Source organism: Streptomyces yangpuensis (assembly GCF_001005295.1).
Taxonomy (GTDB): Bacteria; Actinomycetota; Actinomycetes; order Streptomycetales; family Streptomycetaceae; genus Streptomyces; species Streptomyces yangpuensis.
Map to the genome: position 1 here is coordinate 370,097 of NZ_LBMK01000002.1, position 12,240 is coordinate 382,336.

At 73.8% G+C, this 12,240-nt stretch carries 12 protein-coding genes; 7 read left to right on the forward strand and 5 right to left on the reverse strand.

What is annotated here, in order from left to right; translation table 11 throughout:
* Positions 1–87 precede the first annotated feature (87 nt).
* Both AAT21_RS07070 and AAT21_RS07075 read left to right on the forward strand, forming a co-directional pair.
* Positions 88–1,716 (forward strand): sensor histidine kinase, encoded by a 1,629-nt coding sequence (locus tag AAT21_RS07070; protein ID WP_046775891.1) that lies wholly within the window; start codon positions 88–90, stop codon positions 1,714–1,716.
* Positions 1,713–2,420 carry a response regulator gene (locus tag AAT21_RS07075; RefSeq protein WP_046775892.1) on the forward strand — a complete coding sequence of 236 codons (708 nt, stop codon included), beginning with the start codon at positions 1,713–1,715 and terminating at the stop codon, positions 2,418–2,420. The genes AAT21_RS07070 and AAT21_RS07075 overlap by 4 nt, the downstream gene beginning before the upstream one ends.
* Here AAT21_RS07075 and melC2 read toward each other — a convergent pair.
* The 3 genes from melC2 to AAT21_RS07090 all read right to left on the reverse strand — a co-directional run bounded on the left by melC2 (position 2,372) and on the right by AAT21_RS07090 (position 5,059).
* Complete coding sequence (melC2, locus tag AAT21_RS07080) at positions 2,372–3,223, reverse strand: tyrosinase MelC2 (protein WP_046775893.1); 852 nt, start codon at positions 3,221–3,223, stop codon at positions 2,372–2,374. The genes AAT21_RS07075 and melC2 overlap by 49 nt on opposite strands.
* Positions 3,220–3,609, reverse strand: a complete 390-nt coding sequence (gene melC1 / locus AAT21_RS07085; RefSeq protein WP_046775894.1) for an apotyrosinase chaperone MelC1 — start codon at positions 3,607–3,609, stop codon at positions 3,220–3,222. Before melC1 ends, melC2 begins: the two co-directional genes overlap by 4 nt.
* 220 nt (positions 3,610–3,829) lie before the next feature.
* On the reverse strand, positions 3,830–5,059 hold the full coding sequence (locus AAT21_RS07090) for an erythromycin esterase family protein (protein WP_046775895.1): 1,230 nt from the start codon (positions 5,057–5,059) through the stop codon (positions 3,830–3,832).
* 58 nt (positions 5,060–5,117) lie between these two features.
* Between AAT21_RS07090 and AAT21_RS07095 the strand changes: the two genes are divergently transcribed.
* The 5 genes from AAT21_RS07095 to AAT21_RS07115 all read left to right on the forward strand — a co-directional run bounded on the left by AAT21_RS07095 (position 5,118) and on the right by AAT21_RS07115 (position 10,231).
* The gene (locus tag AAT21_RS07095; protein WP_046775896.1) at positions 5,118–5,846 is read left to right on the forward strand and encodes a TioE family transcriptional regulator; all 729 of its coding nucleotides are present in this window, start codon (positions 5,118–5,120) and stop codon (positions 5,844–5,846) included.
* A 123-nt stretch (positions 5,847–5,969) separates the two neighbouring features.
* Positions 5,970–6,662: an ArsR/SmtB family transcription factor gene (locus AAT21_RS07100; protein ID WP_079025493.1), complete on the forward strand. Its 693-nt coding sequence runs from the start codon at positions 5,970–5,972 to the stop codon at positions 6,660–6,662.
* Between the two features lie 5 nt (positions 6,663–6,667).
* Complete coding sequence (locus tag AAT21_RS07105; protein WP_235438810.1) at positions 6,668–8,005, forward strand: MFS transporter; 1,338 nt, start codon at positions 6,668–6,670, stop codon at positions 8,003–8,005.
* Between the two features lie 26 nt (positions 8,006–8,031).
* Positions 8,032–9,423 carry a glutamate decarboxylase gene (locus AAT21_RS07110; RefSeq protein WP_046775897.1) on the forward strand — a complete coding sequence of 464 codons (1,392 nt, stop codon included), beginning with the start codon at positions 8,032–8,034 and terminating at the stop codon, positions 9,421–9,423.
* A gap of 10 nt (positions 9,424–9,433) precedes the next feature.
* Positions 9,434–10,231 carry a class I SAM-dependent methyltransferase gene (locus AAT21_RS07115; protein WP_046775898.1) on the forward strand — a complete coding sequence of 266 codons (798 nt, stop codon included), beginning with the start codon at positions 9,434–9,436 and terminating at the stop codon, positions 10,229–10,231.
* A gap of 30 nt (positions 10,232–10,261) precedes the next feature.
* Here the strand turns inward: AAT21_RS07115 and AAT21_RS37375 are convergent, their stop codons facing one another.
* Both AAT21_RS37375 and AAT21_RS07120 read right to left on the reverse strand, forming a co-directional pair.
* A complete protein-coding gene (locus AAT21_RS37375) occupies positions 10,262–10,402 on the reverse strand; it encodes a hypothetical protein (RefSeq protein WP_157879644.1) in 141 nt (46 codons plus the stop codon).
* Between the two features lie 82 nt (positions 10,403–10,484).
* Positions 10,485–12,188, reverse strand: a complete 1,704-nt coding sequence (locus AAT21_RS07120) for a sigma-70 family RNA polymerase sigma factor (RefSeq protein WP_046775899.1) — start codon at positions 12,186–12,188, stop codon at positions 10,485–10,487.
* Positions 12,189–12,240 lie beyond the last annotated feature (52 nt).

Genomic DNA, 12,240 nt, shown 5'->3' on the forward strand with positions numbered 1-12,240 from the left:
AGTCGTCCGGGGAGACCATCACCCAGGGCTGTGACCCCGGTCACCCTTGCGTTCATTGAGTTCACGACCCGGTGCACACTGAGCGCCATGTTCCGCTTCCCTCGTCCGCCGCGCAGCCTCGCCGGCCAGCTCTTCGCCATGCAGGTCCTGCTGGTGGCCGTGGTCGTCGCCGGCTGCGCCGTCTTCGCCTACGCCACCGCCCGGGGCCAGGCCGAGGAGGCCGCCCGGCGCCAGGCCGGGGCGGTGGCGCGGGCCGTCGCGGACTCGCCCTCCGTGCGCGAGGCCGTACGGGGAGCGGCGCGCGGGAGCGACCCGTCGGCCGAGCTCCAGCCCTACGCGCAGAAAGTCCGCGTGGACTCCGGCGTCGACTTCGTGACGATCATGGCGCCGGACGGCAGGCGCTGGACCCATCCCGACCCCCGCCGGATCGGCGAGCCCTTCATGGGCAACACCGCCGCGGCCCTGCGCGGCGAAACCTTCAGCGAGACCTACACCGGCACCCTCGGCCCCTCCATCCGCGTGGTCACCCCGCTGGAGGACGGCGGCCGGATCGTGGGCCTGGTGAGCGCGGGGATCACCGTCCGCGCCATCAGCGACCGGCTGGGCGCGCAGCTCTCGGCCCTCGTCTGGGTCGCGGGCGGCGCGCTCGCCCTCGGCGGCGTGGGCACGTACGTCGTCAACGCGCGGCTGCGCCGCCACACTCACGGCATGAACGCGGCCGAGCTCAGCGCGATGTACGACTACCACCAGGCGGCCCTGCACGGCGTCCGTGAGGGCCTGCTCATGCTCGACGGGCAGCGCCGGATCACCCTGGTCAACGACGCGGGCCGTGAGCTGCTGGGCCTGCCGGCGGACGTCACCGGCACCGCGGCGGCCGACCTCGGCCTGCCGGCCCCGCTCACCGGCGTACTGCTGGCCGACCGGCCCCGGGTGGACGAGGTGCACCTGACGGCGGACCGGGTGCTGGTGGTCAACAGCGCGCCGGTCGCCGGCGGCGGCCGCCGCGGCACCGTGGTCACCCTGCGCGACCACACGGAACTGCAGGCACTGACCGGTGAGCTGGACCACGAGCGGGGCTTCACGCAGGCGCTGCGCTCCCAGGCCCACGAAGCGGCCAACCGGCTGCACACCGTGGTCTCCCTCATCGAGCTCGGCCGCGCCCAGGAGGCGGTGGAGTTCGCCACCGCCGAGCTGGAACTGGCCCAGGCCCTCACCGACGAGGTGGTCACCGCCGTGGGTGAGCCGGTACTGGTCGCACTGCTGCTGGGCAAGGCCGCCCAGGCGCACGAGCGGGGCATCGAGCTCGTCGTCACCGCCGACAGCCGCAGCCTCGCGGACCTGGCCGGACTGCCGCCGGCCCGCGACCTCGTGACCGTGCTCGGCAACCTCATAGACAACGCCGTCGACGCGGTGACGGCCGTGCCGGGCGCTCGGATCGCGGTCACCCTGCGGCCCGAGCGCGAGGGTCTGCTGCTGCGGGTCGCGGACAACGGCCCCGGACTGCCCGCGGGGGTGGACGTGTTCCGCCGGGGCTGGTCCGGCAAGGGGGAGGGCCGCGGCCTGGGCCTCGCACTCGTCCGCCAGGTCGCACAGCGCTACGGCGGCGCGGTGGTCGCCTCGCAGGGACCGGGAGGCGGCGCGGAGTTCACCGTACGGCTCCCCACGGCGCCAAAGCGCGCGGCGCAGTGGGCCCCGGCCGCGGGGGACGTGCGATGAGCGGCGCCGAGGTGCGCGTGCTCGTGGTCGAGGACGACCAGGTCGCCGCCGACGCGCACGCGCTCTACGTGGACCGGGTGCCCGGCTTCACCGCCGTCGGCGCCGTCCACTCGCTGGCCGAGGCCACCCGGGTGCTGGAGCGCACCCGGGTCGACCTGCTGCTGCTCGACCTCGGCCTGCCCGACGGGCACGGCCTGCGCTTCGCGCGCGGACTGCGGGCCGCAGGGCATCCGGTCGACGTGATCGTGGTGACCTCCGCCCGGGACCTGGCCGTGGTCCGTGAGAGCGTCTCGCTCGGGGTGGTCCAGTACGTCCTGAAACCCTTCGCCTTCCCGACCCTGCGCGAACGGCTGCTGCGCTACGCCGAGTTCCGCCAGGCGGCGGGTGAGGCGGCCGGCCAGGACGACGTGGACCGGGCGATGGCAGCCCTGCGCGCGCCCCGCCCGGCCGAGCTTCCCAAGGGGCTGAGCGCGCCGACCCTGGACCGGGTCGCCGCCCTGCTGCGGGCCGCGCCCGAGGGGCTCACCGCGGCGGGGGCGGCCGAGGCGGCCGGGATCTCCCGGATCACCGCCCGCCGTTACCTGGAGCACCTGGTGGACACCGGCCGCGCGGACCGGACCCCTCGGTACGGCCAGGTCGGCCGCCCCGAACTGCACTACCGCTGGCTGGCCGCCGCGGCCACCGGTTCGGTGTCGAAGGTGTAGAACTTGCGGTGGTCGAGCATGTCCGCCGGGGTCACGTCGTTCCACGGCCGCATGGTGTCGTTCAGGTCCACCACGTTCGTCGTGCCGGCGGCCGGCAGGTACGTGGACTGAGGGTGCTTGGCCTGCCAGTCCGCCCACAGCTTGTCGATGAAGGCGTGGTGCATCCAGAACACCGGGTCGTTGGGGGAGACGCCGGTGGACATCTGCCCGCCGACCCACACGTGCACCCGGTTGTGCAGGTTGGCCCCGCGCCAGCCCTCCAGGTGGTTGCGGAAGCCGCCCGAGGAGCTGTTCCAGGGGGCCATGTCGTAGACCGGCATGGCCAGTACGGAGTCCACCTCGGCGCGGGTCGGCAGCTGCGCGACGCCCGCCCCGAGGGCGCGCCGCAGGTACGGGCGCCCGTCCACGCGCACGTCGATGTTCCAGCGGCCGGTGGAGTAGGCGAAGGGGCCGTCGATGACCTGCCCGTCCCGGGCCCGCCCGCTGCCGCCGAGGAAATCGGGGGCCCAGAGGGAGGCGCGGGTGGTGCGGTCGACGGTCCAGTCCCAGTAGGGGAGCGCGACACTCGCGTCGACCTTCTGCAGTGCCTCCTCGAACTCCAGCAGGAAGCGGCGGTGCCACGGCAGGAAGGAGGGGGAGCGATGGCCGACGCGGTCGCCCGAGTCGGTGTCGCTCATGATGAAGCCGTTGTGGGTGGTGACGAAGCGGTCGTAGCTGCCGTTGCGCTTGAGCTCCAGCAGGGCCGAGGTGAAGGCGCGCTTCTCGTCGGCGGTCAGCGTGGCCTGGTTCTTGCGGACGGTCATGCCACACCTCCGAAGGGGACGAGGGGAGCGCCCTGGAGGTCGCGGACGGCGGCACGGGCGAGCAGCTTGGGCTCGGTGAAGGTCTCGTAGTGGTTGATCACGCTGATCCAGCTGCCGTCGGCGTTCCGCATGATGTGGAGTTCTCTGCCGTCTATGCGGACAGTGGGTTGACCGGGTGAGTGGTGGCCACCGTGGTGGCCTCCTCCGCCCGAGGTGATCTGGATGCGACGGCCCTGGTACACCTCGTCGACCGTGCCCGGGGGTGTGGGCGCGGCGGGGGTCGCGGCGGCGCTCGTGGCGATGCTCGTTGCTGCGCCGGTCAGGCCGAGGACGGTGAGTGCACCGGCAGTTGTCCCCAGAGCCTGACGGCGAGTGATCTTGTTCATGGCCGAAGAGGTATCAGCGCCCGGCAGGGGCTTGGCCGGTATCCGGACATCAGCGGATAAGTTGCCGGTAGAACAAGTTGGATGATCTTCCCGTCCTGACCGGCTCCTGAGGTCCGGACGGGAAGATCTGCGGCAATGAGTCTACTGCACAGTAATTTCTTCTGGCAGGCGGGGGCTGTATGAATGGTGTCACGCTATAGAGTTGGCCGGAAGCAGAGCGTCAGCTCGATGGCCGGATGGACGCGGACCCACCCTGCGGGATGTCCTTGATGAACACGAGCCCGTCGGTCGCCGCCAAGTGGGCCGGTTCGAACGGGAAGTAGCCGAACCAGGCCGACGCGCGGGGGGCGGCGAGCGTGCCGGTGAGCGCGGCGCCGAGACCGCGGGAGTCGACGACGCACAGGTCGTCCGGGAGCGCGTACAGCACCCCTTCCAGCGTGCCCGGCTGCGGGGCGTCCACTCCCCGGTGCCGGATCGTGCCGAGGGCCGTCGCGAAGAAGGCGTACTCCTCGCCCAGACGGGCGCTCACGATCGACCCCGCGCCCCACCACTCCAGCGGCAGGCCGCCCATGCGCATCGAGCTCTTCTCCCGCTGGAGATGGCTGTTGTGGGCGTGGACCAGGGTGGGGCCGCGCTCGGCGAGGGCGAGGAGGTTGTCGGCCATCATCAGGTCGCGCAGGCCGGTCAGCCGCGTCAGGCGGCCGGGGGAGGTGTCGGCCATCCAGAAGTGATAGCGCAGCAGGCCGGTGGCGGTGCGCCCGCACAGGCGGGCCCGCTCCCACTCCTCCCGGGAGGGCGCCGTGCCCAGGTGCGGCGTCTGCGCGTCGAGCAGCGCCACGAGGTCGTCGGCGAGCAGCCGCAGTTCCCGGGCCTCGGCGGACCGGCCCGTCGAGGCGGACGGGTCGGTCATCGCGGCCGGTTCGGTCCACCGGTCGTCGGCGCCGAGCAGGGCGTCGAGGGCGGGCGCGGTGCAGGGGAGCAGGTCGGCGTCGACGTGGCGGGCGAGGTATCCGTGGAGCGAGGTCAGGGCCTCGCGGGGGCTCGCCGCCGCGGTCATCTCCAGCGGGCCGTCGATGCCGGCGAAGCGGAGCCGGTCGGCCGCGGGCCGGCCGGCGTTGTACGCCCGCATCCAGCGCACGAGTTCGCGGTTGGCCTCGGACGCGCCCAGGCCGTGGCTGAACCCGCGCTCCATGACCTCGTCGAGGCTGCCGGTGCCGGAGGTGACGTAGGCGTCGACGAGCAGCCCGGTCAGACAGTCGCTCTCGATCGCGATCGTCCGGTAGCCCTCCTCCTCGACGAGCTGCCGGAAGAGTTCGTTGCGCACGTCGAGCAGCGCGTCCTCGCCGTGGGTGGGCTCGCCCAGCGCGAGCACCCGTGGCCGGGCCGGGAGCAGGCCCATGACGGCGGCGGCCTCGACGGCATGGACGGCGTTCTTGATGTCGGTAGCCATGCCTTCAACGCTATCGTTGAAACCCCGGTTGAAACTCTGGCGCGATATCGTGGGCTCGATGGGGCGAAACCTTAAAACCCGTGAGCGGCTGAGGCCGGTCGACCTGGCGCGCGGGCACGGCCTGTCCACCCAGGCCGTCCGGAACTACGAGGAGGCGGGCATCCTGCCGCCCGCCGGCCGCACGCCCCACGGCCACCGCACCTACACCCCGCTCCACGCGCAGGCCCTGGACGCCTTCCTCGCCCTCGTGCCCGGACACGGCCACCGGACGGCGACGTCGATCATGCGGGCGGTGAACGAGGGCTCGGCCGAGGAGGCATTCCGCCTCATCGACGAGAGTCACGCGCAGCTGCTGGAGGACCGGCGGACCCTCCGGGCCGTCGAGGACGCCCTGCGCGACCTGGCGCCCGCCCGGCCGCTGCCCGCCTTCGCGTCCGCCCCCGGCGACCTGTTCATCGGTACCCTCGCGGACCGGCTCGGGATCCGGCCCGCGACGCTGCGGGTGTGGGAACGGGCCGGACTCGTCCGCCCGCGCCGCGACCCGGCGACCGGCTACCGCGTCTACGACGAGGCGGCCGTACGGGACGCCCGTCTGACCCGTCAACTCAGGCGGGGCGGCTACCTGCTGGAGCAGATCGCCCCGCTGCTCACGGAGGTCCGCGCCGCCGGCGGACTGGAACCTCTGGAGGCAGCCCTGCACACCTGGCGTGACCGGCTGTCCTCCCGCGGCCGCGCACTGCTCACAGGCGCGGCCGGGCTGGATGCGTACCTCCGTGCCCGCACCTGACGGCCCGGCAGCCGTCGCGCGATGCGCACTGCACAGTGCCCAGGGCGCATCGTGCGAACTCTCCCAATAAACTTCTGCAAAGATACTTTTGGAGTGTGTGCGGGCCGCCCTATCCTCCCCCTCATGCCCAGCGAAGATCACAAGCGCGTTCTCGATCCCGAACAGGACGCGGCGGCGCTCAAGGCCCTCACGCACCCCTTGCGCATCCGGCTGCTCGGGATGCTCCGGCAGGACGGCCCCGCCACCGCCAGCGAACTGGCGGTCAGGACGGGGGAGTCGTCCGCCTCCACCAGCTACCACCTGCGGGTTCTGGCGAAGTACGCGTTCGTCGCCGAGGCCGAGCACCGTGACGGGCGGGAGCGCCGCTGGCGGGCGGTGCATGCCGTGACCTCCTGGAGCAACCGGGCCATGGAGGCCACGCCGGGCAGCCGCGCCTACGTCACCCTCTCCCGCCGGGTGCAGATCCAGCACCTGGAGGAGTCGCTCGTCCGGCACGAGGCCGACCTCGCCGACGGCCGGCTCGGCCGGGAATGGGTGGAGCCCTCCGGGATCAGCGACCGGATGCCCCGGCTGACCCCCGAGTCACTCACCGAACTGTGGGAATCCTTCGGCGGGCGCCTGCGGGAACTGGCCGCGCGTGACGCGGGCGACCCGCGCGCGGTGCAGGTCGTACTCCTCACCGCCGGCCTGCCGCTGGCGCCGCGCGAGACCGGGGCCGCCCCGGACGGAGTCGCCGGGGACATGGGGGACGGGGGCTCCGGAGCCGCCGGGGGTGCCCGAGCCGCCGGGCCCGGCCCGGACGGAGCCGCCTCGTGAGCGCGATGCCGGACCAGACCACCGCACTCCGACGCTACGTCACGGTCTGCGTCCTGTTCTGGCTGCCGCTGGGGCTGACGATCGCCCCCCTGATCCTGCTGCTCACCGAGCGCGGCCTGACGCTGGCGGCCATCGCCGGCTGTTTCGCCGTCCACTCCCTCACCGTCGTCGCGCTGGAACTGCCCACCGGAGGACTGTCCGACGCCCTCGGTCGCCGCGGCGTCCTGGCGGCCGCCGGCGCCGCGAATCTGGCCGCCCTCACCCTGGTGGCCCTGGGCACTGCCCCCTGGCAGCTCGGACTCGGTATGGCGCTCATGGGCGCGGGCCGCGCCCTGTCCAGCGGACCGGCCGAGGCCTGGTACGTCGACACCGTCCAGGCCTCGGCCGGTCCCGGCGCCGAACTGCGCACCGGCCTGGCCCGCGGCTCCTCCGCGAAGTCCGCCGCGCTCGCGAGCGGCACCCTGCTGGGCGGCGCCCTGCCCTGGCTGCTCGGACTCGGGCCGGACCCCGGCGTCCGGCTGAGCGCGGCGACCTCCGGGCTGGTGCTGCCCCTTTCCGTGCCGCTGCTGCTGGGCGCGGCGGTCACGGTCGCCTTCGTCCTTCACGTCCTGGCCGCCCTGACCGAGCCGGCCCGGCCGGCGGCCACCCTGCGCGGTGTGCTCCGCGGCATCCCGGCCACCGTGTCGGGCGGGCTGCGCCTCGGCGGACGCGACCCGCTGGTCCGGCGGGTCCTCCTGGGCGCGGCGGGTGCCGGCAGCGCGCTGTCCGTGGTCGAACTGCTCACCCCGGGCCGTACGGCGGCCCTGACAGGCGCTCCGGAGTCGGGCGCGGTGCTCTTCGCGCTGCTCGCCTGTGCCGGATTCGCATGTTCCGCCGTCGGCAGCCATCTCGCCCCGCGCACCGCCGCGTGGGCCGGTGGCGGGGAGCGTGCGGTCCTGGTGAGCCTCTGCGCCGGGGCGGGCGGACTGTTCCTGCTGGCCGCCACGGCGGCGTCCACCGGGGCGGGCCCGGCAGTTCTCGCGGCCGCCGGCTTCGGGGTGGTCTACCTCGGCCTCGGTGCGGCGGGCCCGAACGAGGGCGAGCTGCTGCACCGCCGTGTCGAAGGATCGGGGCGGGCCACGGCCCTGTCCGTGCAGTCCCTTGCCCTGCAGCTGTCGGCGGCTCTCACCGGTGCGATCGCGGGCCTTCTCCCGCCGGGCCCGCTGCCCTGGCTGCTGGGAGGGGGCGCCCTCCTGGCGGCCGCCCTCCTGTGGTCGGGCCGCGGCGGCCGGCGGGGACCGGCGGCTCCGCCGGGCGGCCTGAAGGCCGCACTCCGCGCCGATGTCCATTCTGTCGATAAATGAGACATCTCATCACTTATAGTCCCGCTATGGCTCTGCATGAGACGAAGGACGTATCCCGCCAGGACGCCGATACGGACGTGTTCGCGTCCACGTTGAGCGGCCAGATCCTCCCCAAGTACCGGATCCCGGAGGACCACTCACCCACCGAGGTCGTCTACGAGCTCCTCCGCAACGAGCTCCTGCTCGACGGCAACGCCGCCCAGAACCTCGCGACGTTCTGCACCACCTGGTCGGACGAGGGTGTGCACCGCCTGATGAACGTCTGTCTCGACAAGAACATGATCGACAAGGACGAGTACCCGCAGACCGCCGAGATCGAGTCCCGGTGCGTCAACATCCTGGCCGACCTGTGGAACGCCCCCGCCGGCACCACCGCGACCGGATGCTCCACCACCGGCTCCAGCGAAGCCGCCATGCTCGGCGGCCTCGCCCTCAAATGGCGCTGGCGCGAACGCCGCCGCGCCGCGGGGCTCCCCACCGACCGCCCGAACCTGGTCTGCGGGCCGGTCCAGATCTGCTGGGACAAGTTCGCCCGCTACTTCGACGTCGAGCTGCGCCAGGTCCCGCTGGAGCCCGGCGCCACCGGCCTGCAGCCGCACCAGCTCGCCCAGTACGTCGACGAGAACACCATCGGCGTCGTCGCCATCCTCGGCGTCACCTACACCTGCGACTACGAGCCCGTCGCCGAACTCGCCGCCGAACTCGACCGGATCCAGGCCGAGCACGGCTGGGACATCCCCATCCACGTCGACGGCGCGAGCGGCGGCTTCGTCGCGCCCTTCCTCCACCCCGACGTGGTGTGGGACTTCCGGCTGCCGCGCGTCGCCTCCGTCAACACCTCCGGCCACAAGTACGGACTCGCGCCCCTCGGGGTCGGCTGGATCATCTGGCGCTCCGCCGACATGCTCCCCGGCGACCTCGTCTTCAAGGTGGACTACCTGGGCGGCGACATGCCGACCTTCGCCCTCAACTTCTCCCGCCCCGGCGGTGAGATCATCGCCCAGTACTACCTGTTCCTGCGCCTCGGCCGGGGCGGCTACACCCGGGTGCAGCAGGCCTGCGCCGACACCGCCCAGTACCTGGCACGGCAGATCGCCGACATGGGCCCCTTCACCCTCCTCTACGACGGCAAGGGCGCCCTGCCCGCCGTCTCCTACACGCTGACCGACCCGGACGCCTCCCCCTTCACCCTCTACGACCTCTCCGACCGGCTGCGGATGCGCGGCTGGCAGGTGCCCTCGTACCCGCTGCCCGCCGACCGCGACGACACCGTCATCCAGCGCGTCCTGGTCCGCCACGGGGTGACCCGCGACCAGATCGCCCTGCTCGTCGAGGACCTGCGCCGCGCCGTAGAACACCTGACGGCCTCACCCCCGCCCGCCCCGGCCGCCGCCCCCCGCTCCGGCTTCCACCACTGACCGCCACCGGATGGACACAGGCGGCCCGGCCGACGTGTGGGCGCAGGGTGACGCCTACGAGCGGTACATGGGCCGGTGGAGCCGCCGGGTCGCCGAGGTGTTCGCGGCCCGGCTCGGCGGCCCGGCCGGCCTGCGCTGGCTGGACATCGGCTGCGGCACCGGGGCGCTGACCGCGGCCGTCGCCGCCCGATGCCGGCCGGAGGCCGTGCTGGGACTGGACCGCTCCCCGGGCTTCCTGCGCGCGGCCCGGGCCGCCGCGCCCGGGCCGGCCCTCTTCGCCGTGGCCGACGCGTCGGCCCTGCCGCTGCGCGACGCGGCGTTCGATGCGGTCGTCAGCGGGCTGTCCCTCAATTTCCTCGACCCGCCACGGGCGGCGGCCGAGGCCGCACGGGTGGTCCGGCCGGGCGGCCTCGTCGCGGCCTACGTGTGGGACTACGCCGACGGCATGACCTTCCTGCGCCGCTTCTGGGACGCGGCGGCCGCCCTCGACCCGGTGGCCGCCGAGCTGGACGAGGGCCGGCGGTTCGCGCTGTGCCGGCCCGGCCCGCTGCGCTCGCTCTGGAGCGGTGCGGGGCTGGTCGACGTGACGGTCGCCGCCATCGAGGTGCCCACCGTCTTCAGCGGGTTCGAGGACTTCTGGGAGCCCTTCCTCTCCGGCCAGGGACCGGCACCCGGCTACGTCGCCGCTCTCGACGCCGCCGCCCGCGACCGGCTGCACACCCGGCTCGCCACGACCTTGCCCACCGGCCCCGACGGGTCGGTCCACCTCACCGCCCGCGCCTGGGCCGTCCAGGGGAGGCGGCCGTGACACCCCCGACCCGGCCGGCCACGTCGCAGCTCAGGCGTACCACATCGTCGACGACACCCCGATGGGCTTCGGCGCGCACGTCAGGACGGTCGCCGAGGTCCACCGGCTGGTCACGGCGAACATGCGGGTGTCCGACGCGAAGGCGAAGGCGGAGCCGGGACCCCGAGCCACCCCGGCCGCGTCGATGGGCTGCGCGCACTCGCCCGTGGCTGAGGCGGCCGGGGAACGGTCCCGGCCGGCCGGCGGACGCTTCCTACTTGGCGCCGAAGTTCTGCGTCCACCACGGGCCGCCCGCGCCCTGGTGGATACCGACACCGATGTCCTTGAAGGAGCAGTTGAGGATGTTGGCCCGGTGGCCCGGGCTCTTCATCCAGGAGTCCATGACCGACTGCGCCGTCTGCTGGCCCCTCGCGATGTTCTCGCCGTACGTCGACCAGCGGTAGCCCGACGCCGTCGTGCGCTCCCCGGGGTCCTTGCCGTCGGGGTTGGTGTGGTCGAAGAAGCTCCGCGCGGCCATGTCGTCGGAGTGCCCCTGCGCGGCCGCCCGCAGCTGCGAGTCCTCCTTGAGGGGGCCGCAGCCGGCCGCCGCCCGCTCGGTGTTGACCAGTGCCACCACCTGGCCGGCGATGCCCGGCGGCGCGGGCGCGGGCTTGGGCGCGGAGGGGCGCGGGCTCGGCGAGGTGCTCCGGCTCTGCGTGGGGCTCGGGCTGGCCGACGGGCTCGCCGAGGCCGAGGCGGACGGAGAGGGGGACGCGGAGGGCGAGGCGGAGGCCGACGGCGAGGGGACCCCGGCGGACTCCGTCGCCGAGAGCGCGGCCAGCGGCGCCGCGGTCGCACCCGTGTCCTCCCTGGCGTCGCCCGAACCGGGCAGGCCGCCCAGGTACACGAGGCCGCCGCCCGCGACACACGCGGCGACCACCGCGCCGCCGACCACCCGGCGGCGGCTCTGCCGGCGCCTGCGCAGTGCGCCCCGGCCGCCCGTGCCCGTGCTCGCCACCGGAGTGAGGTGGGTCGCGGCGTCGTCGAACCCGGTATCGGCGCCGCCCAACCCGCCGTGGGCCCCCGACCCGCCGTTCGCGCCGTTCGTATCCGCGGCGCCGTCCGTGAAGGCTGCGCCGTCCGCGTAGGCCGCGCCGTCGGCGTAGGCCACCGGGGCGAAGCCGGCCGTCCCGGCCGTCCGCATGCCCGCCAGCAGCGCCGCCGAGACCGGGACGAGGGCCAGACCGGCCAGCAGCCCCTCCGCCGGAACCAGCCCGCTCCACAGGCCGGAACACCGTACGCACTCCCGCGCGTGACGGGCTATTCGCTTGCGCCACAGCGCCGACGGCTGCCCGTCCCAGCCCGGCAGCACGCCCCGCAGCTCCTCGCACGCCGGCTGGGAGTCCAGGGCGCGCTCCACCACCCGCGCCGACTCCAGCTGCGCCTTCATCCGCTGCACCCGGACCGCCGTGTGCTGGGGGGACAGCTCCAGCGCCGAGGCCACCTCCGCCCGGTTCAGCTCACCGGCGCACTCCAGCCACCACAGGGACAGCAGCGCCCGGTCCTCGGGCTCCAGCCAGCGCGTCGCCCGGGCCGTCTCACGCCGCTGCCCGGCCAGGTTGAGGCGTACGACGGTCAGGTCGACGAAGTCCGCGCCCGGGTCGGCCACATCCCAGGCAGACTCCAGGGTGCTCTCGCCGAAACCGCTCTGCCGGGCCTGCCAGTGCGCCCGCACCCGGTTCATCGCGATGGCCACCAGCCAGGACCGGAACGACTCGTCCGCGCGCAGTCCGCCCAGCCCGTCCAGGGCCCGCAGCATCGTGTCCTGCACCACGTCGTCCACGTCGCAGGAGCCGCCCAGGGCCCGCCCGACGATGTTGTAGACGAGCGGGAGGTGGGCGCCGACGAGCTCGTCCTGTGCGCGGGGATCGCCCGTGCGAGCCGCTGCCACCAGCGCTGCGGTGTGCTGAGTAGTCATGTGAATGTCCCTGTCCGTACCGGCGGTCGATGATGCCCGATACCTGGGAGAC